This is a genomic window from Pseudomonas sp. GW822-FHT02D10 (genome assembly GCF_058802345.1).
This window is the reverse complement of sequence record NZ_JBXAOB010000023.1, coordinates 1-25,045: the sequence shown is the minus strand read 5'-3', so window position 1 is coordinate 25,045 and position 25,045 is coordinate 1. Positions and strand designations below refer to the sequence as shown.

At 60.3% G+C, this 25,045-nt stretch carries 22 protein-coding genes; 6 read left to right on the top strand and 16 right to left on the bottom strand.

Going from position 1 to position 25,045, the window contains the following annotated elements; genetic code table 11:
• Positions 1-10: 10 nt before the first annotated feature.
• The 15 genes from AC1RPZ_RS25435 to AC1RPZ_RS25365 all read right to left on the bottom strand — a co-directional run bounded on the left by AC1RPZ_RS25435 (position 11) and on the right by AC1RPZ_RS25365 (position 19,688).
• Positions 11-676: an acetyltransferase gene (locus tag AC1RPZ_RS25435; protein WP_493140400.1), complete on the bottom strand. Its 666-nt coding sequence runs from the start codon at positions 674-676 to the stop codon at positions 11-13.
• Positions 673-1,794, bottom strand: a complete 1,122-nt coding sequence (locus AC1RPZ_RS25430; RefSeq protein WP_493140399.1) for a DegT/DnrJ/EryC1/StrS family aminotransferase — start codon at positions 1,792-1,794, stop codon at positions 673-675. Before AC1RPZ_RS25430 ends, AC1RPZ_RS25435 begins: the two co-directional genes overlap by 4 nt.
• A complete protein-coding gene (locus AC1RPZ_RS25425; RefSeq protein WP_493140397.1) occupies positions 1,791-3,017 on the bottom strand; it encodes a methyltransferase domain-containing protein in 1,227 nt (408 codons plus the stop codon). Before AC1RPZ_RS25425 ends, AC1RPZ_RS25430 begins: the two co-directional genes overlap by 4 nt.
• Positions 3,014-3,574 carry a dTDP-4-dehydrorhamnose 3,5-epimerase family protein gene (locus AC1RPZ_RS25420; protein ID WP_493140396.1) on the bottom strand — a complete coding sequence of 187 codons (561 nt, stop codon included), beginning with the start codon at positions 3,572-3,574 and terminating at the stop codon, positions 3,014-3,016. The genes AC1RPZ_RS25425 and AC1RPZ_RS25420 overlap by 4 nt, the downstream gene beginning before the upstream one ends.
• A complete protein-coding gene (gene rfbG / locus AC1RPZ_RS25415; RefSeq protein WP_493140394.1) occupies positions 3,571-4,653 on the bottom strand; it encodes a CDP-glucose 4,6-dehydratase in 1,083 nt (360 codons plus the stop codon). The genes AC1RPZ_RS25420 and rfbG overlap by 4 nt, the downstream gene beginning before the upstream one ends.
• Positions 4,635-5,408 carry a glucose-1-phosphate cytidylyltransferase gene (gene rfbF / locus AC1RPZ_RS25410; protein WP_493140392.1) on the bottom strand — a complete coding sequence of 258 codons (774 nt, stop codon included), beginning with the start codon at positions 5,406-5,408 and terminating at the stop codon, positions 4,635-4,637. The genes rfbG and rfbF overlap by 19 nt, the downstream gene beginning before the upstream one ends.
• A gap of 266 nt (positions 5,409-5,674) precedes the next feature.
• Positions 5,675-9,271, bottom strand: coding sequence for a glycosyltransferase (locus tag AC1RPZ_RS25405; RefSeq protein WP_493140390.1), 3,597 nt, complete (start codon positions 9,269-9,271; stop codon positions 5,675-5,677).
• 114 nt (positions 9,272-9,385) lie between these two features.
• Positions 9,386-10,954 (bottom strand): flagellar hook-associated protein 3, encoded by a 1,569-nt coding sequence (locus tag AC1RPZ_RS25400; protein WP_493140388.1) that lies wholly within the window; start codon positions 10,952-10,954, stop codon positions 9,386-9,388.
• Between the two features lie 13 nt (positions 10,955-10,967).
• Entirely contained in the window at positions 10,968-13,022 is a 2,055-nt protein-coding gene (gene flgK / locus AC1RPZ_RS25395) for a flagellar hook-associated protein FlgK (RefSeq protein WP_493140386.1), read from the bottom strand.
• Positions 13,023-13,045: 23 nt separating this feature from the next.
• Positions 13,046-14,338, bottom strand: coding sequence for a flagellar assembly peptidoglycan hydrolase FlgJ (gene flgJ, locus AC1RPZ_RS25390; protein ID WP_493140384.1), 1,293 nt, complete (start codon positions 14,336-14,338; stop codon positions 13,046-13,048).
• A gap of 10 nt (positions 14,339-14,348) precedes the next feature.
• Complete coding sequence (locus AC1RPZ_RS25385; protein WP_493140382.1) at positions 14,349-15,458, bottom strand: flagellar basal body P-ring protein FlgI; 1,110 nt, start codon at positions 15,456-15,458, stop codon at positions 14,349-14,351.
• Positions 15,459-15,473: 15 nt separating this feature from the next.
• Positions 15,474-16,154, bottom strand: a complete 681-nt coding sequence (gene flgH / locus AC1RPZ_RS25380) for a flagellar basal body L-ring protein FlgH (protein ID WP_493140381.1) — start codon at positions 16,152-16,154, stop codon at positions 15,474-15,476.
• A 51-nt stretch (positions 16,155-16,205) separates the two neighbouring features.
• Complete coding sequence (flgG, locus tag AC1RPZ_RS25375; RefSeq protein WP_493140379.1) at positions 16,206-16,991, bottom strand: flagellar basal-body rod protein FlgG; 786 nt, start codon at positions 16,989-16,991, stop codon at positions 16,206-16,208.
• A gap of 45 nt (positions 16,992-17,036) precedes the next feature.
• Complete coding sequence (locus tag AC1RPZ_RS25370) at positions 17,037-17,777, bottom strand: flagellar basal body rod protein FlgF (RefSeq protein WP_493140377.1); 741 nt, start codon at positions 17,775-17,777, stop codon at positions 17,037-17,039.
• Positions 17,778-18,128: 351 nt separating this feature from the next.
• Complete coding sequence (locus tag AC1RPZ_RS25365) at positions 18,129-19,688, bottom strand: sigma-54-dependent transcriptional regulator (RefSeq protein ID WP_493140375.1); 1,560 nt, start codon at positions 19,686-19,688, stop codon at positions 18,129-18,131.
• Between the two features lie 279 nt (positions 19,689-19,967).
• Here AC1RPZ_RS25365 and phhA point away from each other — a divergent pair, with 279 nt between their 5' ends.
• The 6 genes from phhA to AC1RPZ_RS25335 all read left to right on the top strand — a co-directional run bounded on the left by phhA (position 19,968) and on the right by AC1RPZ_RS25335 (position 24,339).
• Positions 19,968-20,759, top strand: a complete 792-nt coding sequence (gene phhA / locus AC1RPZ_RS25360; RefSeq protein WP_493140373.1) for a phenylalanine 4-monooxygenase — start codon at positions 19,968-19,970, stop codon at positions 20,757-20,759.
• Positions 20,760-20,837: 78 nt separating this feature from the next.
• Positions 20,838-21,194, top strand: a complete 357-nt coding sequence (locus AC1RPZ_RS25355) for a 4a-hydroxytetrahydrobiopterin dehydratase (protein ID WP_493140371.1) — start codon at positions 20,838-20,840, stop codon at positions 21,192-21,194.
• Positions 21,194-22,390, top strand: a complete 1,197-nt coding sequence (locus AC1RPZ_RS25350) for an amino acid aminotransferase (RefSeq protein WP_493140369.1) — start codon at positions 21,194-21,196, stop codon at positions 22,388-22,390. Before AC1RPZ_RS25355 ends, AC1RPZ_RS25350 begins: the two co-directional genes overlap by 1 nt.
• A gap of 230 nt (positions 22,391-22,620) precedes the next feature.
• A complete protein-coding gene (locus AC1RPZ_RS25345; RefSeq protein WP_256676601.1) occupies positions 22,621-22,752 on the top strand; it encodes a hypothetical protein in 132 nt (43 codons plus the stop codon).
• A gap of 75 nt (positions 22,753-22,827) precedes the next feature.
• A complete protein-coding gene (locus AC1RPZ_RS25340) occupies positions 22,828-23,010 on the top strand; it encodes a hypothetical protein (protein ID WP_071551321.1) in 183 nt (60 codons plus the stop codon).
• 114 nt (positions 23,011-23,124) lie between these two features.
• Complete coding sequence (locus tag AC1RPZ_RS25335; RefSeq protein ID WP_493140367.1) at positions 23,125-24,339, top strand: MFS transporter; 1,215 nt, start codon at positions 23,125-23,127, stop codon at positions 24,337-24,339.
• On the opposite strand, the gene arfB is transcribed toward AC1RPZ_RS25335, so the two are convergent.
• The gene (arfB, locus tag AC1RPZ_RS25330; protein ID WP_019692415.1) at positions 24,336-24,749 is read right to left on the bottom strand and encodes an alternative ribosome rescue aminoacyl-tRNA hydrolase ArfB; all 414 of its coding nucleotides are present in this window, start codon (positions 24,747-24,749) and stop codon (positions 24,336-24,338) included. The two genes, AC1RPZ_RS25335 and arfB, sit on opposite strands and share 4 nt — an antisense overlap.
• Positions 24,750-25,045 lie beyond the last annotated feature (296 nt).

The following is a 25,045-nucleotide window of genomic DNA, read 5'->3' as shown; positions in this document are numbered from 1 at the left end:
CGGGGTGTTGTTAGTTGAAAACCCGACCGTCCTGATAAGGGACAGCCTGGGTCTTGATAATTCGTGCGGGATTGCCAACGACGACGGCATAGTCGGGAACGTCCCGGGTGACCACGGCGCCGGCGCCGACCGTCGCCCAGCGGCCAATCCGCAAACGCGGCAGGATGGTGGCATTGGTGCCGATGAAAGCCCCGTCAGCCACTTCGACACAGCCGGCGATGGCAACGCCGGGCGCCATGAACACGCTATGCCCGATTCGGCCTTCGTGCCCGATCAGGCTGCCGTAGCTGATGCTGCTGTTATCGCCCAGGGACACTTCGGCCTGAATGATCACGCCTTCCTGGAGATAGTTGCCGGTGCCCATGCGCGTCATGCTCAGATCAATGCCGGGGTGCAGGAAATTGCCCAGCGTTCCGCCGGCCTCGATGATCTGCCGTGTCGTCTCGTAACGGGTTTTGGTGTCGCGGGTGATCAGGTTCACGAAGTGCGTGTCCGGGCCTTTCAAGTCGGCCACACGCTCGACCCCACCGATCACCGGCACGCCATGAAACAACGTGCCGTGCTTGGCTGCATCGTTGTCGAGAAAGGCAAACTCCGCGGCAGGACTGGCCCGTTTGACGGAGCCGATCATGCGCACGGCTTCAGGGTTAGCCGCGCCCAACAGGTAGACCTTCACAGCACATTCCTTTGCTGGCAGACCGTGCGAATCACCTCAATCACCCGCTGTTGATCAGCGTCGGTCATGTCGTGGTAACTCGGCAGATTGATCGCCCGTTCCGACAGCGAGAACGCCATCGGCGTGTGCACCGGCTTATCGGCAAACATCGGCAGCGCCGACAATGGCCAGAAAAACACCCGGGCATCGATATCCGCCGCTTGAAAGGCTTCGATCAACAGCTCTCGGGTAATCCCGCTGCTTTCATGGAACACCACGGTGGGCATCCAGTAACCGTTCCTCGAATGCTCCGGTTGCGGGTTCATGGACAGCAACGGGATATCCAGCAGTCCCTGGGCATACCGATCGAAGATCGCGCGTTTTCGGGCGATCAGCTCATCGACACGTTCGATCTGGGCACAACCGATGGCGGCCTGCAGGTTGCTCATCTTGTATTTGAAGCCGATGAAATCCGGCCAGAACTGACGCGTGCTGCCACTGACCCGACCGTGGTTGGAGAGTGTAAGTACCCGCTCGTACAGCGCCTTGTCCGAGGTCACGAAAATCCCGCCTTCCCCGGTGGTCATGGTCTTGGTGCCATGAAAGGAAAAGGCGCCGAAGGCCCCCAACGAACCCGCGGCTTTACCACGCCATTGCGAGCCGATGGCTTCGGCGGCGTCTTCGATGACCGCAATCCCGTGCTCGCGGCCGATCTCCAGCAACGTGTCCAGATCGCACAGGTTGCCATACAAATGCACCGCCACGATGGCTTTGGTCCGTGGCGTAATGGCTCGCCGGACCTGCTCCGGGTCCAGACACCAGCTGTCGGGCAACACGTCGACAAAAACCGGCGTCGCGCCCAGGTAATCAATGGGGGCCGCCGAGGCGATCCAGTTGGTGTTGGCCAGAATCACTTCATCGCCCGGGCCGATCCCCAGTGCGGCCATGCCCATGTGCAAGGCGCCGGTACAGCTGGAGGTCGCGATGGCATAGGGCACGCCCATGTGCTGCGCGAAGGATTTCTCGAAACGTGTGATGTATTCGTAGCAACGCTCGCCCCAGCCATGCTGCACAGCATCCAGCACGTACTTGGCTTCCAGCTCGCCCACACTGGGCTTGGTGTAGTGAATTCGGCTCATCTGAAGCTCAACTCCGGAATGGCGACGACAAAACGCGCGCCCCAACTGCGGACAACCGCGTATTGCTGGGTGATCTCGTCCAGCAGGTTCCATGGCAGCACCAGAACGTAGTCCGGTTTCTCGATTTCAATCCGCTCGGGAGCGACCACCGGAATACGACTGCCCGGCAAGAACTTGCCTTGCTTGTGCGGGTTGGCATCCGCCACCCAGGCCAGCAGGTCTGGCTTGACGCCGGCATAGTTGAGCAAGGTGTTGCCTTTGGCGGCGGCGCCATAACCGACCACGCGTTTGCCTTCGGCCTTGGCCTGCAAGAGGAAACGCAACAGTCCGTGTTTGATCTGCTCCGCGGCCGGGGCCAGGGTCGCGTAGTAGGCAGGGGTTTTCACACCGGCCGCCTGCTCGACCTGCAACTGTTGTTGCACCGCAGGCGTCACTTCACGACGCACACCCTCGGCACGCTGCACGAACACCCGCAGTGAGCCGCCATGGGTCGGCAGCTCGCTGACATCGAAAACTTCCAGGCCATTGCGCTCGCACAAACGCTGTACGGCGGTCAGCGACAGATAGGAATAGTGTTCGTGGTAAAGGGTGTCGAACTGCTGTCCGGCCATCAGCGTCAGTAGCTGCGGAAACTCGAACGTCGCCACGCCCGCGGGCTTGAGCAGCGTCGCGAAACCGCTGAGGAAATCATTGATGTCCGGCACATGCGCCAGCACATTGTTGGCGGCCATCAGGTCTGCGCCCCAGCCCTCGCTCAGCAATTGCGAGGCCGTGTCGCGACCGAAGAACAGCTCGCGTATGTCCAGGCCTTTTTCCCGCGCGGCCTGAGCGGTACTGCGGGTCGGCTCGACGCCGAGGCAACGGATACCGCGCTGCGCCACGTACTGCAGCAAGTAGCCATCGTTGGCGGCAATTTCCACCACACGACTGTCGGCGGTCAGCCCGAAACGCTCGACCATCTCGGCCACATACCGCTCGGCATGGGCCAGCCAGGTGCTGGAAAAGGAACTGAAGTACGCATAGTCAGCATCGAACAGGCTGTCAGCGCTGGTGTAGTCCTCGGTCTGCACCAGCCAGCATTCCTGGCAGACCGCGACTTTCAACGGGACCCATTGCTCGGCCTGCTCCAACTGCTCGGCCCGCAGGTACGCGTTGGACGGCGGCGAGGTGCCCAGATCGATCAACGGCAACACCAACGGGGTGCCGCAACCTCGGCAGTTCATAGACGCACTCCAGGGAAATGGTCATCAAGCCAGGGATGGGCGGCATCCCGGGTCGACAGATTTTTGACAGGCTCGGGCCAGGCAATCGCCAGGCGCGGATCGAGCACCGACAGGCCGCCTTCGTGATCCGGGGCGTAATCGGCGCTGTGCAAATAAAGCAGCTCGGCATCGTCGCTCAGGGTCTGAAAGCCGTGGGCGAAGCCTGCGGGAATCAACAGGCTGCGACCGTTACCGGCGCACAGGTGCTCGGCGTGCCACTGCAAAAAGGTCGCCGAGTCCGGTCGCAGATCGACCGCGATGTCCCAGACTTCACCGCGCAGGCAGGTGATCAGTTTGGCTTCCGGTGCCTGGGCATTCTGATAATGCAAACCGCGCACGCTGCCGCGCTCACGGGTGCAGGACTGGTTGATCTGACGGATATGGAACGGCTCGCCAAAGGCGTTCAGGCTGCCCTCGCAGAACAGTCGGGCGAAGTGCCCGCGCTGATCTTCATGGCGTTTGTGCTGAACACTGAACAGGCCCTGGAGTGGCAATGCACTGATGCAGAATTCGCTCACCGCAGCCCCCGATACAGGTTCAGTTGGTTCAAGGTGATGGCACGCATGTCGTCGCCATTTTCCCAGGCCAGGTGCCAATCCAGGGTGTGCGTCAAACAGTCTTGCAACGACCAGCGCGGTTGCCATGCCAACAACTGACGGGCGCGACTGCTGTCCAGGCGCAACAGGCCGGCCTCATGCAACTCACTCGGTTCGACGCGCAAACCTCGCGCGTGCGGCCAGCGTTTGGAGAGCAGTTCAACCACTTCCCCGACGCTGCACATGTCGCCTTCACTCGGTCCGAAGTTCCACGCGCCGGCGAACTGCGGGCCGTGCTCATACAGGCCCGCCGCCAGTTGCAGGTAACCGGCCAGGGGCTCCAGCGCGTGCTGCCAAGGGCGTACGGCTTGTGGATAACGCAGGGTCACCGGTTCATTCGCCGACCACGCCCTGAGCACATCGGGAATCAGCCGTTCCGGGGCGAAATCACCGCCACCGAGCACATTCCCGGCCCGCGCCGTGGCCAATGCCAGACCATGCTCGGCATGCCGCTCGGCAGGGAAAAACGAGGCCGCGTACGACTGCGCCAACAACTCGCAGCACGCTTTGCTGCTGCTGTAAGGATCATGGCCGCCAAGGGCTTCGTTCTCGCGATAGGGCCACAGCCATTCCTGATTGGCGTAGACCTTGTCGGTGGTCACCAGCACGCAGGCGCGCACCCCGCCAACCTGGCGAATGGCTTCCAGCAGATTGAGCGTGCCCATGACGTTGCTCGAGTAAGTCCCGAGCGGGTCACGGTAGCCTTCGCGCACCAGCGGTTGCGCCGCCAGATGCAGGACGATTTCTGGCTGAACCTCGGCGATCAGTTCCAGCAACGCCCCCAAGTCACGCAAGTCACCGCGCTGATCGTTGATGCCTTCAGCAACGCGCGCCAGATCGAACAAACTCGGTTCGGTGGACGGGTCCAGCGCGAATCCGCTGACCTCAGCGCCCAGGCTTTGCAACCACAGTGTCAACCAACTGCCTTTGAAACCGGTGTGACCGGTGACCAGTACCCGCTTGCCGCGCCAGAATTGCGAACTCAGTCCCACTGCTTCCATGGGGCCTCCCCGCTCTGCCACAGGTGCTCCAGATGGTTCTTGTCACGCAGGGTGTCCATCGGGTGCCAGAAACCATCGTGCTGGAAGGCGTTCAGTTGCCCCTCGGCCGCCAGGGTCATCAACGGCTCGGACTCCCAGACCGTCTCGTCGGCTTTGATCAGCGACAGCACTTTGGGTGACAGGACAAAGAAGCCACCGTTGATCCAGCCACCATCACCGCGTGGCTTTTCGGTAAAGCCACGCACCAGATGACCGTCGCGTTCCAGTGCGCCGTAACGTCCGGGCGGCTGCACCGCCGTGACGGTGGCCAGCTTGCCGCTGCTCAAGTGGAAATCCACCAGTGCGCCAATATTCAGGTCCGAAACGCCATCGCCATAGGTAAAGCAGAACGCTTCCTGGTCTTCCAGGTAGCGGCTGGCGCGACGCAAACGGCCGCCGGTCATGGTCTCTTCGCCGGTGTCGATCAACGTGACACGCCAAGGCTCGCTGTAGTTCTGGTGAACGTCCATGCGGTTGTTGGACATGTCGAACGTGACGTCAGAGGTATGCAGGAAGTAGTTGGCGAAGAAGTCCTTGATCGCGTAGCCCTTGTAGCCCAGGCAGATCACGAAGTCGTGAATTCCGTGTGCGGAATACTGCTTCATGATGTGCCAGAGAATTGGCTTGCCGCCGATCTCGATCATCGGCTTGGGCTTGAGGTGCGACTCTTCGCTGATCCGCGTGCCCAGGCCACCCGCCAGAATAACTGCCTTCATCTTGTCCCCTCTTGTTCGTCACAGGGCCAGCCCAAGCCCTACAAGGCTTTGCGACCGTCTGGATAAATCGTATGAGGCTGCACCCATCACCTTCCGGCTGCACCGCACATGCTCGATTTATGGCGATTTTCAGGGGGACTTGCAGGAAACGCGCCAGCTGGCGCTGACACGGGAACGGGCGTAGGAGCTGCCGAAGGCTGCGATCTTTTCAATAACACAATCAAAAGATCGCAGCCTTCGGCAGCTCCTACGAAGGTAAGCGGACGTCAGTCGGCCAACCAGCCATTTTCCCAGTACCGCACGTTATCCCCGCGCAGCATGTAGTCGCGCAGCACCGCTTCGCGCAGCTCATCGCCCATGCGGTAGCTGGCATCCGGGTCGGCCAGGTGCATGCGGATGGCTTGCAACCACTCATCGGTGCTGTTGCTGACAACCCGAGTGCACGGCAGATAACCCCGATACGCCTCGGTATCGGTACACACCACCGGGTAGCCGCAGGCGCCGTACTCCAGCAGACGCAGGTTGCTCTTGCAGTCGTTGAAGATATGAAACTCCAACGGTGCCAGCGCCAGGTCCAGGTTCAGACTGGCCAGTTTTGCCGGGTAGACACTGAGGTCAATCACGCCATGGAACTCGTGCATGTAAGGGCGCAACTCTTCGGGACACATGCCGAAGAACACCCAATCCACCTCGTTGGCCAGTTCGCGAACGACGTCGGCAATGATCGCCAGGTCGCCCGAGTGACTGGTACCGCCGCCCCAGCCAACCCGTGGTTTTTTCGAGGTGCGGCGCTGACTGCGCAGGCCATCCCAAAGATGAGTCGCGAGCATGTTCGGCACGACCCGAATGTCGTGATGCATCGACGACAACGCATCGGCCAGTGGTTGAGTCGAAACCACCACCCGATCGCACAGGCCGATGCCGCGACGGACCAGACGCTCCATCTCGACGTTGTCCGGCATATTGCGAATGTGCGCGTTCTTCTTCGGCGCCTTGATGACATAGTCATCCAGTTCGTAAATCAGTCGGGCGTTGGTATAGGGCTTGAAGGCGGCGATCTCGTTGATCGGCCCTTCACTGTAGCGCCCCTGCAAAATGATCACGTCCGGCGACTCACGCTCGATCTCGATGATCGACGGCAGGTCGTAATAGACTCGCCCGGTCGCCCGGCCGGCCTTCTCCAACTCGACCAGCGGCTGGATCGCCCGATAGTGACCTACCGCCGAGGAATTGACCGGCAACGCCATGACCTTCGGTAACTGGCGAACGGAAAACGGGCTCCAGCCGGTGCGCAAGCCTGGCTCCAGACTGTAACTGGAACCGCCCAGCGTATTCAGCATCAGGTTCGGGTTGTATGCCGGGTCGCGGGCGATGATGGGCAGCCAGCGCCGGTAGAACGTTTCCTGCTCCTGCGTGCGCTGCGCCAGCTCGGCCTTGCCCGGTACCGCCGCAGGCTGTGTCCCGAGGGCCAACTGGGCGTACGGCGTCCACACCACCAGGTAGCCGTTTTGACGGACCCGCAAACACAGGTCCACATCGTTGAGGGTCAAGGCAAAATCCTCTGCCTGAAGCCCACCGACACGCTCGAACACTGCCTTGCGCACCATCAGGCAATCGGCACCCACAGCGCTCAAATCCTGAACCACCTGCAAACGATGCATGTAACCGGCGGCGTTCAGCGAGTCAGCAAAAAACGGCGAACCGGCCGGCCCTTGCAGCCCGAGAATCAGCCCGGCATGCAGCACGCAACCGTCGGGATTGAACAGCTTGGCTCCCACAACACCGACTTCTGGACGCTGCGCATGGTTGAGCAGCTCATCCAGCCAGTCCGCACGGGTGACCACCACATACGGGTCGAGCATCAGCAGGTATTCACCACGGGCCTGTTGCGCCGCGAAGTTGCGCGTCGCCGCGACATTACCCTGCTGCGGATACGTCAGTACCCGTAACCGGTCACTGCCCAACTGCGCCATGGCGCTCAGCCACTCAAGCGTCTGCGCAGACTCACTGCCGTTGTCGACCAACAGCAACTCGTACTCGCTATAAGCGGTTTTCTCCAACAGGCTTTCGGCACACCGCTGCAGCACGGCCAACTGGTCTTTGCAGACAATGATGATCGACACCAATGGCCGCTCCGCGTGCCGGTAATCGACACGATTGAGCAAGGTAAAACTGCCCTGACGAATCTCATGGGCAACGCCCAAACGCTGAAGATGCGCCTCCAGCACCTGCGGGTTGAGCTCAATGACTTCGGGCAGTGCCAGCCACTGCGAGAGGCCAAGCGTCGACTCCAGCATCACTTCGGCAATATGTTCGACGACCTTGATGCCGTCATCCTCGACCATGCGCCACAGCATATCGTGAGGCGCCAGCTCGCCGAAGGAGGAATTGAAGCCGCCCAGCGCCAAAAAGCGCTCACGCTGAAACGCCAGGGATCGCCCGACGTAGGGATAACTGCGCATCAGGTCCAGGTTGAAATCCGGCTTGAAGACCGGGTCTGCCGACTCACCGTCGCGCAACCCGCCTTCATCGCCATACACACACAACGCACTCGGTGACGCACTGATGCGCTCGGCCAGCAACAACAGCGTCGGCTCCACCAGACGATCGCCGGCACGCAGCACGTAGAACCAGTCAACCCCATCGAGTTGCGCGAGCAAGGCGTTGAGCTGCTCATACAGATCATCCTGCAACGGCAAGTTGAACACCCGCTCATCGAGCTGCGCTTCGGTACACGCACTGGACAACACCAGGATCAGTTCTGGCGCATAGAGCTGCCCGGCAAGGCTTTTAAGGGTGAGATCCAGACTGGCACGACTGGACTGGTCATCAATGATGATCGGGACGATTTTCGGCTGTCGCGGCCAACCGGCCAGGGTTTCCGGCAACAGACGTCGCTGAGTCTCGCTGAGCGTGCGACACGCCAGCCATTGCGCGTAAAGCTGGGGAAAACTCTCACTGGCGATGCCAATCCGATATTCCTGGTTGGCCTGGCGAGTGCCCAGCGTTCGACTCAGGGGCAACTCATCCCAGACTCGCGGCGACTCCTCGGCCCGGCTCAACGGCAGGTAACGAACCCAACCTGCGGCAGGTGCGCCCTCGCCACCTCGAACCTTGAGCATCTGCACCAGCCAGTGTTTTTCCAGCTCTGCCGCGTCTTTCATCGGCTGCTGACGAATCAAACGCTCTGGATGCAAGCGCTCGACACTCAACACGTAGTTGAGCTGCGCCATGTTGCCCCGACGCATCAGGCAGATATACAAGGCCAGATCGAGCGACGCGACAAAGCAATGGCCAGGCTGCGTCAAGGCAGGCATCAGCTCCTGCACATCCTTGCGGCGGAACAGCGCACTGCTGAAACCACCGATGAAGTTGACCGGGAAGCTCTCGAAAATCGCCAGCAGGTCATCGCCCTTGAATATCCCGCACACCGGCGACAGCGTGCTGTTCTCCAGGCGCGACGGCAAGGGGTGATCGTCAGCATCCCAGAACACCCGCTGGGCCAGCACCAGATTGATATCCGCCTGCTCGCTCAGGACCTGCGCCTGGCGCTCGATACACGCAGGAGATAGCTGATCGTCATCGCAGAGGAACTTGATGTACTCGCCCTTTGCCTCATCCAGACACGTCAGCAGATTGCCGACAAACCCCAGTGTCTGTGGGTTTCGTACATACCGCACGCGCTCTGCTGCATCGCCCGTCAGCGACTCGACAACCTGCTGGATCTCATCGCCGCGACTGTCGTCGCACACAATGATTTCGAGGTTGGCGTATTGCTGGATCAGGGCACTGCGCAGGGCTTGGGCGAAGAAGCGTGGATTGAAGGCGGGAATGACGAGGCTGACTAACGGGACTGGATTCACGGCGGGGCTCTCAAGCGGCGGACGCTCACCCGGTCGGGTGAGCCCCTGAAACCGCTGAAAAAAGGCGATTGGTATTCGGCGATTTACGGCCGGGCGCTGTCGCGCCAGGCCCCCTTAAATCTTGTTGAACAGACCCAGCTGACTGATTTTGCTGAACGCCAGTTGCGCGGCCTGCAACATGGTTTGCTGCAATGTCAGACGGGTCATGACCGCCGCCGGGTCAGAGTCGCGAATGGCCGACTGGCTGGCCGTATTGGCAAGGCCCAGGCTCTGGTTGGTTGCCGTCTGATCATCCAGCGCCTGACCGCGCACACCCACGGCAGTGACTGCCGACCCCACCTGCGCCTGCGCAGTGTCCAGGTTGCCAATGCCCGACGCGACGGCGGCCTGCATTTTTTGCAAGGCCACAGCGTTGTTATCTGCCGGGGTAGTCAACGCCGTACGCAACTGGCTCAGGGTGTCCAGAACGTTCTGGGTCTGGTGGTCATTGGGCTGGACAACAAACTGATCGCCCGCTGCCGGAGTACCGCCGAGCGTGAAAGTGACCCCTGCCGCTGTCGCCGTAGAGCCCGCCATGGTGCCCGAGGACACCGGCTTGCTGTTAGCCGTGATCGGCGATGCATACAGATCGTAAGCGGTGGCACTGGTGAACTTGAGGATCGCCCCGCCCGTCGGGAAGGTGCTGTCATAGGCAGTCGCGTTGGTCTGGGTCGCGCCGGAGATCACTGCCGTGGACGGGTTGCCCGGGCTACGCGACGTGTTGATGGTGTCCGGCTGGACCGTCAACTGGAAGCTGTGGCCGGCAATCACTGTGTCCGGAACGGTATCGCCAGACTTCAGATTGATGTTCAGCGTCAGGTCCACGCCGCGGAAACTGACCGTCTGGTTAGACGCGTCTTTATTGCTGATCACACCGTTCTGGCTGGCCTCGGCGGTGACATCGGTACCCGACGCATCGGTGATCTGCAGCTGCGTGCTGCTGACAAAATTCACGGTGTAAGGCTGACCTGCGGCGAACTTGGAGTCGAACGTTGCGCTATTGCTGATCTGACCATTGGACAGCGTCACGCGACCGTCATCCACCGCGGGTGCAGTCATGGTGGTCAGTGAGCGAGTGGTATTGGCCGCCTTCTGAAAGGCATCCCAACCGGTGATGTTGCTGGCAACCGACATGGAGTCGCCGATGGCCAGGTTCACTTCGGACTGATCACCGTTGTAGCTGTAGCTGCCATCGGAGTTTGCCGTGTACGGAGGCGTGCTGGTTTTGGAGCCGCCGAACAGGTAGTTGCCGTTGGCATCCTGACTGTTCATGAGGCCCAGCACCTGGTCCTGGATCTGCCCCAATTCCTGGGCCGCGGCCCCACGATCGGCATCGGTTTGCGTGCCGTTGCTGGCACTCAACGTCAGCTCCTTGGCCCTCTGCAAGGCGGTACCAATGGCGCTCAAGGCGGTTTCGGCCTGGCTGTACGAGCCCTTGAGGTTGCTGATGTTGCCAGCGTACTGATCCAGCATCGAACTCTGTTGCCCGAGCTGAATCAAGCGCGCAGCACCAATCGGATCATCGGCTGCGGTGTTGACCTTGGTCAGACTGCTCGCTTCGGCGCTGGTCTGCAGTGCGTTGCTGTAGTTACGCTGATAGTTGGCAGCGGTCGTTTCGTAATACTGGGCGGTAGAAATGCGCATGAATTACGACTCCTTAAAGACTGTTGATCAGCGTGCTGAAGGTTTCCTGCGCAGCCTTGATGATCTGCGATGAGGCTGTGTAGTACTGCTGGTATTTCACCAAATTGGCGGATTCTTCATCGAGGTTGACACCCGACAGGGCATCGCGAGCACTCTTGGCGCCAGTCAGAATCACCGTGGCGGCACTGCTGTCAGACTTGGCCTGAGCCGCCTGGGCACCGACGTTGGAAACCAGTTTGCCGTAGGCATCCGAAATGCTGACGCCTTTGCTCACCGAGCCGGTTTCCACCGTCTGCTTGGTCTGCAAGCCGACCAGCGCTGTCCCGTTGCGGTTGTCCGAAGAGTTGGCACCGGTCAACGAAATACTGAAGCTTTCACCCGAAGCAGGCGAGCCACTGACGGTGGTTTGAATCGAGAACGTCTTCTGTACGCCCGCGCCATCCAGGATCGGGGCACCCGTGCCATCGACCATATTCACTTGCAGGTTCAGGGTATTGCTTTGGCCAGGAACGATCGTGCCCGCCCCCATGCTGACGCCCTTGGCATCGTAAAGCTTATAACCCTGGGTCCCGGCAGCCGCAGGATCGAACACCACTTTGACCGGTGTCGAATACTGGAGCCCGGTTTGCAGGTCGGCATTGGCCGCCGGGTTGTAGATGTCCAGGGTGCTGGTCAACGTTGGCTGGGTGTAGGTGCCTTTGTTGTTGGCGCTGGCAACACCGCTCAGAGGTGCTGCCGCGGCAAGCGTCTTCGGGTCAGTGATCACCGTCTGGATGTCACTGGCACCGCTGCGGGTCGGCGTCACCTTGAAGGTGTCGCCGGCGCTCATCGCGCCGCCGCCATTGAGTGCCATGCTGAAGCCGTCGATCACCGGTGCCGGTGTCGTGGTGGTGCTGAAGGCACCCATGGCGGTGCCATCGGAGCGCGTGACGCTGTAGTTCGTGGCGCTGCTGAAAGTCACCTGGTAATCGTTGGTGGTCAGCTTGCCCGTGTCGCTGATGGTGACGTTGAGGTTACCGGAACCGGCGCTGTTACCTGCCTGGGCAATGCTGCGCTGAGAGATCAGCGTGGCACTGTTGATATTGCTGAAGATCGCCGAACCGAAGGCGCCGTTCCGGTCGATGCCCTGGGCCTGCTGCTGGTTCATCTGATCGGCGGTGGCCAGCGCCACGCGTCCCAGCTCATTCGTTGCCGGGTTGAGCACGTCGCTGCGATAACTCAGCAAGCCACCGATCTGCCCGGTCGTCACCACCGACGTAATATCGATGACGCTCGAGCCACGGTTCAGCTGGAGCGCCGACTGACTCGGGTCAGTCTTGCTCGGTACGGTTTCCAGGGTGTTGGTGGTACTGCCCATCACCAGCGGCTGGCCGCTGCCGATGTAGACGTCGTAGTTGGTGCCGCGCTCGACAACCTGAGCACCCACCAGATCGGACAGCTGACGAACCGCCTCGTTGCGCTTGTCGAGCAGGTCGCTCGGCCCACTGCTGTTGCTGGCGTTGTTGCTCGACACTTGAGAAATTTGCTGATTGTACTGGGCGATCGAGCTCGCCAGCTTATTCACCTGAGACGCCATGTCCGACAGGTTGGAGTTGATGCCGGTGTTCTGGTCGCTCAACTGCTTGGAAATCGAGTTGAAGCGATCGCTCAGGGCCTTGGCATTGGTGATCACCGACTGGCGGGACGCATCATCGGAAGGCGTGGTCGCGACCGCTTGCAGGGACGTAAAGAACTTCTGCAGCGAGCTACTGAGGCCGGTGCCACTGTCGGACAGCAGCGTGTCAGTCGGCGTGACCTTCCCCAGGTAGGACGATGCCTGACCGTTAAGCGAGGTGGTGGTCTGCAACTGGGTGTCCAGGTAGGCGCTATACACCCGGCGTACGTCCGCCAGGGTCGTGCCCGTGCCGATGAATATGTTGTTGCCGTACTGAATCGAGGAGTTGCTGGTCTGTACGGTTTGCTGACGCGAGTAGCCGGCCGTGTCAACGTTGGCAATGTTGTTGCCGGTCACCGCCAACGACGATGAGGCCGCATTCAACCCCGACATCCCGATATTGAGCAAACTCATGGTTCAGACCTTATACCTTATGCCTATAAAGGCGTCGTGGAAGAGCCCGCCGCAGCGTAGTTCTGGTAACTCTTCATCTGTTTGGCAATCTGCGAAATCTTGCTGGCGTAGTTCGGGTCGGTTGCATACCCGGCCTTTTGCAACTCGCGTACAAACTGTTCTGGGTTATCGGCCGACTTCACAACATCTTGATAGCGATTGTTGCTTTGCAACAACGTCACCAGGTCATGGAAGCTGTCCTTGTAAGAGTCATAGGAGCGGAACTCGGCCGTCTCCTTGACCATCGCGCCATTCCTGAATTCGCTGGTGATTGCCCGCGCCGAATCGCCCTGCCAACTGCTGCCGGCCTTGATGCCGAACAGGTTGTGACTGCTGCTGCCATCCTGGGCGCGCATGACCGATTTGCCGTAGCCGGTTTCCAGGGCCGCCTGGGCCACCAGATAACGCGGATCGACGCCAATGCGGTCGGCGGCTTCTTTGGCCAGCGGCATCATGGTGTTGACGAATTCGTCGGCAGAGCTGAAGGCTTTCTTCGCCGGCGCCAGTGGTATTTGAGCCATGGCACGGCCATAAATCTGCATGCCCCCGCTCGATGCCGAATCCGTTTGCGAGGCCAGCCAATCGCCGTTGTACAGGGGGCCGGAAGCGGTCCTGGTGTCCTGAGGCAATTGGACTTTGTCGAGCGCCGTCGCAGTGGTCGCAACGGTCGTCGACGCCGACGGCACCAGACCGGCAAGCAAGCGGTCCGTGAGTTTCGGCGGCAGTGCCAGACGCCGCTGGTTGAGCAGCGCCACGTCATGACTGTGATCAGCCGTTGACAGCGGCGCCTTGACCGACCGCGACGCCCACAACGGACGCTCGCCATTCAGTCGCGACAACGACCCATTGGTGCCCACCGTGCCGGCAGCCACTGGCGTCGACACTGCCGCTTTCGCCGCTTCCTGCTTGGCGGCGGACATCGCCGCCGCCTCGCCCGGAGCCAGCGGTTTGTTCTTCGACATCTGACGCATCAGCACGTCGGCCAGACCGATACCATGACCCTGACGGGACATGGAAACCGCCAGCTGCTGGTCGTACATTTCCTGGTACTGCTTGGCTGCCGGCGTGTTCAGCGGATTGTCCTTGCCCAGCGTTTCGGTGGCCGAGCGCATGGACTTGAACATCTCGCTGAGGAACAGCGATTCGAACTCCTGCGCCACTTTGCGCATGTTCGCATCACTGTTCTTGTCACCGACCTTGAGCTGGTTAAGCCGGTTCAGGTCCGAGTACGAACCCGAATCGCCGCTGCTGACCAACCCGCTCTTGTGAAGATCCATGTTCGCCATATCAAATCACGATCAGATCGGCTTGCAGTGCGCCAGCCTGCTTCAACGCTTCGAGGATCGCCATCAAGTCACCTGGCGCCGCGCCGACCTGATTCACCGCACGGACAATCTCGTCCAGCGTGGTGCCAGGACCGAACTTGAACATCGGTTTGGCTTCTTGCTGAGCATTGACCCGGGAACGTGGCACGACTGCCGTCTGACCATTGGACAAAGGCCCTGGCTGACTGACAATCGGGTCTTCGGTGATGGTCACGGTCAGGCTGCCGTGAGTGACGGCGGCCGGTGAAACCTTGACGTTCTGACCGATCACGATGGTGCCGGTCCGCGAGTTGATGATGACCTTGGCCACCGCCTGCCCCGGATCGACTTCGAGGTTTTCGAGCATCGACAGGTAGTCGACACGCTGGCTCGGATCGAGCGGCGCGGTGACGCGGATCGAGCCGCCGTCGATGGCCTGCGCCACGCCAGGGCCGAGCATGTTGTTGATCTTGTCGACGACGCGCTTGGCGGTGGTGAAGTCGGAGCGGTTGAGGTTCAGGGTCAGGCTGTTGCCCTGGTTGAAACCGCTCGGCACCGAACGCTCGACCGAAGCACCGCCCGGAATGCGACCAGCCGACGGAACGTTGACGGTGATCTTCGAACCGTCACGACCCTCAGCATCAAAACCGCCAACCACCAGGTTGCCCTGAGCGACCGCATAAACGTTGCCGTCGATACCTTTGAGCGGCGTCAGCAGCAAGGTGCCGCCGCGCAGACTCTTGGAGTTACCGATCGAGGACACGGTGATGTCGACCTGCTGACCCGGCTTGGCGAACGCCGGCAAGTCGGCACTGATCGACACCGCCGCGACGTTCTTCAACTGCACGTTGCCCGAACCCGCCGGCACCTTGATGCCAAACTGCGAGAGCATGTTGTTGAAGGTCTGCAGGGTGAACGGGGTTTGCGTGGTCTGGTCACCCGTGCCGTTAAGCCCGACGACCAGGCCGTAGCCGATCAATTGGTTGGAACGCACGCCCGAAATACTGGCGATGTCCTTCAACCGCTCGGCCTGAACGCCGAAGGAGGTGGACAGCAACAACATGGCCGCCATCAGGTGCTTGAAATTAAACATGAGTCGTTTCATCACCTAGAAAGGGAACAACGGGCTTAAGAAGAAACGGTCGAACCAGCCTGGCTGACTCGCATCGGCAAACGAACCGGTACCCGAATAGGTGATGCGCGCATCAGCGATACGAGTCGACGGCACCGTGTTATCGGTAGCGATATCATCCGCCCGGACCAGACCGGCAATACGCACCAGTTCATCGCCGGTATTGAGGGTCATCCACTTCTCGCCACGCACGGCAATGATGCCGTTGGGCAACACGTCGGCAACGGTGACGGTGATCGAGCCGGTCAGGCTGTTGCCCTGCCCGGCCTTGCTGTCACCCTTGGTTGCGCGGTCACCGCTGTAATTGGCACTCAGACTCAGAGGACTGTTGGTGGCCGGGGTACCACCGAACAACGAGGTGAGACCGAGTCCGGTCTTGCTGGTCTTGTCCACCTGGGAGTTGGCGTTTTTACTGGCCTGGGTCTTCTCGTTCAGGGTGATGGTGATGATGTCACCGACCCGGAAAGCCTTGCGGTCGCTGTACAGGTTCTGCTCGAAACCGGCCTGATAGATCGAGCCATTGTTCGCCGCCGCCGGCAATGGAGTACGAGGCAACACGGGCGCGTAGTACGGGTCATTGGGCTTCGGCGTCGGGCCGACGCAGCCCGCGAGCACGGCGAACCCACTCAGTGCGAGAACAGATACAAAGCGATTCATGACCCTACCTCACGGTGTTGCAGGCGACCTCATGCCGCCCCACAGACTTGATTACAGATTTTGCGCGACGAACGAGAGCATCTGGTCGGCGGTGGAGATCACCTTGGAGTTCATCTCGTAGGCGCGCTGAGTGGTGATCATGTTGACCATCTCTTCAACGGTGCTGACGTTGGAGGTTTCCAGGGTGTTCTGCAGCGTGGTGCCGAGACCGTTCAGGCCCGGGGTGCCGACTTGCGGCGCACCACTGGCAGCGGTTTCCTGGAACAGGTTGTTACCCATGGACTGCAGGCCCGCCGGGTTGATGAAGTCGGCGGTTTGCAGATTGCCGATCACCTGCGCGGCGGCGTTGCCCGGAATGGTCACCGACACCGTACCGTCACGACCGACCGTGAAGGTCTGCGCATTGTTCGGAATGACGATGGCCGGTTCCAGGGCGAAGCCGCTGGCATTGACGATCTGGCCGTTGGCGTTCAGGTGAAACGTACCGTCACGGGTGTAGGCGGTAGTGCCATCGGGCTGCAGAATCTGGAAGAAACCGCGACCATCGACCGCCATGTCCAGCGGTTGGTCGGTGGTTTGCAGGCTACCGGCGGTGAAGTTTTTCTGAGTGCCGACAATACGCACACCGGTACCCAATTGCAGACCCGACGGCAGTGCGCTGTCCTGAGTCGACTGGGCGCCTGGTTGACGCTTGATCTGGTACAACAAGTCCTGGAACTCGGCACGGTCACGCTTGAAACCCGTGGTCGACACGTTCGCCAGGTTGTTGGAAATAGTCGTCAGGTTGGTGTCCTGGGCGGACAGACCTGTTTTGGCAACCCATAAAGCCGGAAGCATTCGATTCTCCTCGTGCGCCTGTTTTACGGCGCGACGTTCTGATAATTAGCTGATCTGCAAGACCCGAGCCATGGCCTGGTCGTCGTCTTTGGCGGTGTTCATCATCTTGATGTGCAGCTCGAATTGCTTGGACAAGGCCAACACCGAGGTCATCTCTTCAACGGCGTTGACGTTGCTCGACTGAAGGAAACCCGACACCAGTTGCACGTTGGCGTCGGCCGGTGCCGGCTTGCCATCCGCGGTCTGGATCGTGCCGTCCAGCCCCTTGGTCATGTTCTTGATGTCCGGGTTGACCAGCTTGATGCGGTCGACCTCGGCCATGACGCGCGGACCTTCGCCCATCGCTCGAATACTGATCGTGCCGTCCTGACCCACTTCGATTTTCTGTTCTGGTGGCACCGCAATCGGACCCGCGTTACCCATGACTGGCATGCCGTTGCCGGCGCGCAACACGCCCAGGGCGTCGACATTCAGGCTGCCAGTGCGCACATAGCTTTCGCCGCCATTGGGATTCTGCACGGCAATCCAACCGTTGCCAGTGACGGCCACATCGAGGTCGCGACCGGTTTCAATCATCGCGCCAGGAGAGAAGTCGGTGGCCGGACGTTCGGTCAAGGCAAACGCTCGCGCCGGAAAGCTGTCACCAAACACCGGCATCGACCGCGCCTGCTCCAGGTCCTTTTGAAAACCGTTGGTGGAGATGTTCGCCAGGTTGTTGGCATGAGCCTTTTGCGCCAGTGCGTTCTGGCTGGCGCCGGTCATTGCCACATAAAGGTACTTGTCCACAGTCTTTCCTCTGCATGTCGGACGTTTGCCGCCCACCGCTGTACTGCTGAGCCTCAAGCAATTTGCAGACCAACTCCCACACAGGGCTTCGCAGCCCTCTAAACAAAGGACTTGAGAGGAATCAGAGGAAAATGGGCAATTGTGTCAAAGACGAAAAACCGGCGCGGTTATGCCGTTTGGCGGCAACGCTTGACCTTGGGCAGCGGCCACTACCGCCATCGCGAGCAAGCTCGCTCCCACAGGGTTATGGAATGCTCACAAATTATGCGGCCACTGAAGACTCATGTGGGAGCGAGCCGGCTCCGGGCGGCGATCCGACGATGACACCAGCATAAACACAGCGGGTACCCGCTATGACTCGGTCTTGCCGACTTCATATTCACGCAGCTTGTTGGCGATGGTGGTGTGGGATACGCCAAGGCGCTTGCCCAGCAGGCGACTGCTCGGGTATTCGGAATACAGCCGCTCCAGCACAGCCTTTTCGAAACGCCCGACAATCTCATCCAGCCCGCCTTCCAGCGAGAAATCCCCCAAGGGTTGGCGCACACCGTAATCCGGCAGGCGAATATGTTCAGCCTTGACCGTGCCGCCGTCACACAACGACACCGCCTGAAACAACACGTTCTCCAACTGCCGGACGTTGCCCGGCCAGTGGTAATGACTGAGCCGATCCATCGCCGCTGGCGCCAGTTTCGGCAACGGACAACCAATCTGCCGGCTGGCCTGATCAAGAAAGTGCTCCACCAGCGGCGTCAGCCCGTCGAGGCATTCACGCAATGGTGGAATGTGCAGCGAAAGCACGTTCAAGCGATGGTAAAGATCCTGACGGAACTCCCCACTCGCACACAGCTCGGACAAATCGACCTGCGTTGCGCAGATCACTCGCACATCCAGATAAACCTCTTCATCGCTGCCGACCCGGCGGAAGCAACCGTCCTGCAAGAACCGCAGCAGTTTCACCTGCAAGCGCGGACTCATTTCCCCGACACCATCGAGAAACAACGTACCGCCCGCCGTCAGTTCCAGCAGCCCGAGCTTGCCTTCGGCCCGTGCCCCCTCGAATGCACCTGGGCCGTAACCGAACAGCTCGGTCTCGGCCATCGACTCCGGCAGCCCGGCGCAATTGAGCGCCATCAACGGCGACTGCCCGCGTGGGCTGGCCAGATGGCAGGCGCGCGCCAACAGTTCTTTACCGGTGCCGGTCTCGCCTTCGATCAGCAGCGGCGCATCCAGTGGCGCCATGCGTCGCGCCTCGCGAACCACCGCCGCCATGACCCGGGAACTCTGGAATATGCTGTCGAAGCCGCGCAACTCCTGCTTGCGCACGTTATAGATGCGCTCACCGACCCGGTCGGCGCGATGCAGCGTCAACACGGCGCCGGCCATCGCCTCACTGTCGTCATGCTCCGATTGCAACGGCGCGATATCGGCCAGGAACACGTCGCCCTTGACCTTGACCCGCAAGCCGTTGATCCGCGACTTGTTGGCACGCACCAGCTCCGGCAGATCGAAATCCTCGGCATAACGCGACAAAGGAATACCCGGCACCTCGTCCACCCGAACACCGAGCAACTGCGCAGCCGCACGGTTGGCCGCAACGATCGAGCCGCCCATGTCGATCGACAGCACCGGAAACTCCAGCGCGCCGAGCAAGGCATTCAACTCCATGTGCCGACGCTCGCTGGGCATCAGCCCTACGCGCTTGACGCCGAATACACCGGCAATCGCCTCGAACTTCGGACGCAGCGCCTGGAACTGAAGGTTGATCAGGTTCGGGCAATGCAGGTAGATCGCATTGCCATGCTCGCCGCCGACCTCACCGCGAGCGACGTTGATCCCGTACTCCACCAACAGGTTGAGAATGTCGCGCAGGATGCCGATGCGGTTCTGGCAATGGACTTTGATACGCATATAAAGGCCCGAACGGTGGTGAATGGAGCGCGTGGCGAGGATTTTTCTGCCGAGACGCAAAGTTAGTCGTCAAGATTATGTGACAGCTTTGGGCCTTTTCAAACCGGGAAATCTCAATACCTGCGCCACAGCCGTCAATCCGTAACGAATACTTTACGAAAAACCGAGAATTTTCCTACGCGCAACGCTCAAACCCTGCTGCAAGGTCGCACACTTCGGCGTATCTCTAGGTCCATAAGCAAGACATAACAAGAACGTATCCCTTTGCAGGAGAGCAGCATGAAGCAGACGCAATACGTGGCCCGCGAGCCCGATGCGCAAGGTTTTATCCACTACACCGCTGAAGAACACGCGGTGTGGAACACGCTGATCACTCGCCAGCTGAAAGTGCTCGAGGGTCGTGCATGTCAGGAATACATGGACGGCATCGAAAAGCTCGGTCTGCCCCATGACCGCATTCCGCAACTCGACGAAATCAACAAGGTTCTCGGCGAGACCACGGGCTGGCAAGTCGCCCGGGTACCGGCGCTGATTCCATTCCAGACCTTCTTTCAATTGCTGGCCAACAAGCAGTTTCCGGTCGCGACCTTTATTCGTACCCGCGAAGAACTGGATTACCTGCAAGAGCCAGACATTTTTCACGAGATTTTTGGCCACTGCCCGCTGCTGACCAACCCCTGGTTTGCGGAATTCACCCACACTTACGGCAAACTCGGCCTACAGGCTTCCAAGGAAGAACGCGTCTATCTGGCGCGTCTGTACTGGATGACCATCGAGTTCGGCCTGGTGAACACCCCGGAAGGCCAACGCATCTACGGCGGCGGCATCCTCTCCTCGCCGAAAGAAACCGTGTACAGCCTGTCCGACGAGCCAGAGCATCAAGCCTTTGATCCGCTGGAAGCGATGCGCACGCCGTATCGCATCGACATCCTGCAACCGCTGTACTTTGTCCTGCCCGACCTCAAGCGCCTGTTCGATCTGGCTCACGAAGACATCATGGGCATGGTCCACAAAGGTATGCAGCTGGGTCTGCACGCACCGAAATTTCCACCAAAACCCAAGGCGGCCTGAGTGCGCCGCAGTCGCGGCAACCTTGCAAATGCTCGTAAAAAGTAACAACGTCTAACAAGAATTGAATAGGAATAAACCATGAACACTCTGAACCAAGCCCATTGCGAAGCCTGCCGTGCCGATGCCCCACAAGTCAGCGACGAAGAACTGCCGGTACTGATCAAGCAGATCCCTGACTGGAACATCGAAGTTCGCGACAGCGTGATGCAGCTGGAAAAAGTCTTCCTGTTCAAGAATTTCAAATTCGCCCTGGCCTTTACCAACGCCGTGGGTGAAATCTCCGAGGCCGAAGGTCACCACCCTGGCCTGCTCACCGAGTGGGGCAAAGTCACCGTGACCTGGTGGAGCCACTCGATCAAAGGCCTGCACCGCAACGACTTCATCATGGCCGCGCGCACTGATGAAGTAGCGAAAGACGCCGAGGGCCGTAAATAATGCATTTCGACGCCATCGGCCGAGTACCCGGCGACCCGATTCTCGGCCTGATGGAGGCCTATGCGCAGGACAACAATCCGTGCAAGTTCGACCTTGGCGTGGGCGTCTACAAGGACGCCCAGGGCCTGACCCCGATTCCGCAGTCGGTGAAACTCGCCGAACTGCGCCTGGTCGATCGCCAGACCACCAAGACCTACATCGGTGGTCACGGTGACGCGGCGTTCGGCAAAGTGATCAACGAGCTGGTGCTCGGCGCTGATTCCGCGCTGATCACCGAGCAGCGTGTCGGCGCGACCCAGACCCCGGGCGGCACCGGCGCCTTGCGCTTGAGTGCCGACTTCATTGCGCAATGCCTGCCGGGGCGTGGCATCTGGCTGAGCAACCCGACGTGGCCGATTCACGAAACCATCTACGCCACCGCCGGCCTCAAGGTCAGCCACTACCCGTACGTGGGCAGCGACAATCGCCTCGACGTCGAAGCGATGCTGGCGACCCTGAACCTGATTCCCAAGGGCGATGTGGTGCTGCTGCACGCCTGCTGCCACAACCCGACCGGTTTCGACTTGTCTCACGATGACTGGCGCCGCGTGCTGGAGGTGGTTCGCAGCCGCGAACTGCTACCGCTGATCGACTTCGCTTATCAGGGTTTTGGCGATGGTCTGGAGCAGGATGCCTGGGCCGTGCGGTTGTTTGCCGCTGAACTGCCCGAGCTGCTGATCACCAGTTCCTGCTCGAAAAACTTTGGCCTGTACCGCGACCGCACCGGTGCGCTGATCGTCTGCGCGAAGGATGCCGAGAAGCTGGTGGATATCCGCAGCCAATTGGCTAACATCGCCCGCAACTTGTGGTCGACACCACCGGATCACGGCGCCGCCGTGGTGGCGACCATCCTCGGCGACCCGGAGCTGAAACAGCTGTGGGCCGACGAAGTGGAAGCCATGCGCTTGCGCATTGCGCAGCTGCGTTCAGGTTTGGTGGAGGCGCTGGAGCCACACGGTTTGGGCGAACGCTTCGCCCATATCGGCGTGCAACGCGGGATGTTTTCCTACACCGGTTTGACGCCAACTCAGGTGAAAAACCTGCGGGACAAGCACAGCGTGTACATGGTCAACTCAGGGCGTGCCAACGTCGCCGGGATTGATGCCACACGCCTGGATTTGCTGGCGCAAGCCATCGCTGACGTCTGCCGTCCTTAAAAAGATCGCAGCCTTCGGCAGCTCCTACAGGATGTACGTCGATCCAATGTAGGAGCTGCCGGAGGCTGCGATCTTTTGCTGTTAATTCGCACCGCCTCCTTCGGCCATCCGTCGCAACAAAGGGAGATAAAAGTCTTTTTGTCATCTCCCCTGCTGTATCCTGCCGAGGCTTTTTAAAAGCGCGGATCTACACAGCGATTTAAAAACAGACTTTGCGAGGAGCAATCACCATGCACGAGATTCCTAATCTCCCCTTCCCAAGCCTGCACGAAACTGCGCAGACAACCCCGCAACAAGCCGGCGCCCAACAGCCCGAGCCGAAAGAAGCCACTGGCAGCCGCAAGGCCGACAGCGAAGACTGAAAAAGCACTACCCAGACCGTGTGGAAAGCGCTAACACATGCGCTTTCCACACAGCCTGAACCCAAGGACCCGCACATGACCGACACCTTCACCGAAAGCCAGGCCAGCGTACTGATCGGCACCGCTGAAAAGATGATCGATGTCTGGAACCGCCTGACACCCGAGAAACAAGCCCTGCTACTGGCCCGCTTCGGCAGCCAGGAAAACGCCCTCGCCGCACTGGTCACCACGCAATTGGTCGCACCCGCCAAATCCTGATGCCTGTCAGGCAACACAACGGCCGACACCTCGCTTCAACTTCTCCGCCTCTGCGCATCCAACCACCGGTATCATAAGCAGCCTATCTATCCTGCTGTCCCGTGGACCTTTCCCATGCCAGATCCTCAGCGCCCCTTGGCGGTCACGCTGCAAGTCGTTTCCATCGTCCTGTTTACCTTCATCGGCTATCTGAACATCGGCATCCCCTTGGCCGTGTTGCCCGGCTATGTGCACAGCGACCTGGGTTTTGGCGCAGTCATCGCAGGCCTGGTGATCAGCGTGCAATACCTCGCCACCCTGCTCAGCCGCCCGTACGCGGGCCGGATCATCGACAACCAGGGCAGCAAACGCGCAGTGATGTATGGCCTGGCCGGCTGCGGTTTGAGCGGGGTGTTCATGCTGCTGTCAGCCTGGACGCAAAGCCTGCCGACCTTGAGCCTGATCAGCCTGTTGATCGGTCGACTGGTGCTGGGCAGCGCCGAGAGCCTGGTGGGCTCAGGTTCGATTGGCTGGGGCATCGGCCGGGTCGGTGCAGCGAATACTGCCAAGGTCATTTCCTGGAACGGCATCGCCAGTTACGGCGCGCTGGCCGTCGGCGCACCGCTCGGCGTGCTGCTGGTGCATTACTTTGGGCTGTGGAGCATGGGCGTGAGCATTCTGTTGCTGGCGGTGTTGGGGCTGCTGCTGGCCTGGCCAAAAACTGCGGCGCCAATTGTTGTCGGTGAGCGTCTGCCGTTCATGCATGTCCTGGGACGGGTGCTGCCCCACGGCTGCGGTCTGGCGCTGGGCTCGATCGGATTTGGCACCATCGCCACCTTCATCACCCTGTATTACGCCACCCGACACTGGGACAACGCCGTGCTTTGCCTGAGCCTGTTCGGCAGCTGTTTCATTGGCGCGCGCCTGCTGTTTGGCAACCTGATCAATCGCCTCGGCGGCTTTCGCGTGGCGATGGCCTGCCTGTCGGTCGAAACCCTCGGCTTGTTGCTGTTGTGGCTGGCCCCGGACGCCCATTGGGCACTGGCGGGCGCGGCGTTGAGCGGGTTCGGTTTCTCGCTGGTATTCCCGGCGCTGGGCGTGGAAGCGGTGAATCTGGTGCCGGCGTCCAGCCGTGGCGCGGCGGTCGGGGCTTACTCGTTGTTTATCGATTTGTCGCTGGGAATCACCGGCCCGTTGGCAGGCGCTATCGCAGCCGGATTCGGCTTTGTCTCGATCTTCCTGTTCGCCGCCCTCGCTGCCTTGAGCGGTTTGATGCTCAGTTTCTACCTGTACCGCCAGTCGCCACTGCACCTGAACGAAAAATACCGCGCAGAACGCGAAGCCCGCTAGAAGTCGACTTTACCGCGCCCGGCCTTGATCGAGCCGCGCTTGGTTTTTGACTCCAGCCGACGCTTCTTCGACCCCAGAGTCGGCTTGGTCGGACGACGCTTCTTTTCAACCTTGGTGGCGCTGAGGATCAACTCGGTCAGACGCGCCAGCGCATCGGCGCGATTGGCTTCCTGCGTACGGTATTGCTGAGCCTTGATGATGATCACGCCGTCACTGGTGATCCGACTGTCACGCAGCGCCAGCAAGCGCTCCTTGTAGAACTCCGGCAAGGATGACGCCGGAATGTCGAAGCGCAGGTGCACCGCGCTGGAGACCTTGTTGACGTTCTGCCCACCCGCACCTTGCGCGCGAATGGCGGTCAATTCGATCTCGGCATCCGGCAGATGCACATTGTTGGAAATCACCAGCATGGAAAAGCGTGTCCGCGTTAGGGGTGCGTCAGGATACCCTGAATGAGATATTCAGCACGCCGAAGATCAACTGTGGGAGCGAGCTTGCTCCGGGCGGCGATCCGACGAAAGCGGCATCACATTCAGCATCAATCTCGAATGTACTGGCCTCATCGCGAGCAAGCTCGCTCCCACAGGGTTTTGTATGAACCCCATAAACAACAAACCCGGCACATGGCCTAATGCTGTTCACTTAAGCATTTGAGTCCACGCCGGGCTTCCTAGAAAATCCGATGCCAGATCTCTGGCATCGGATT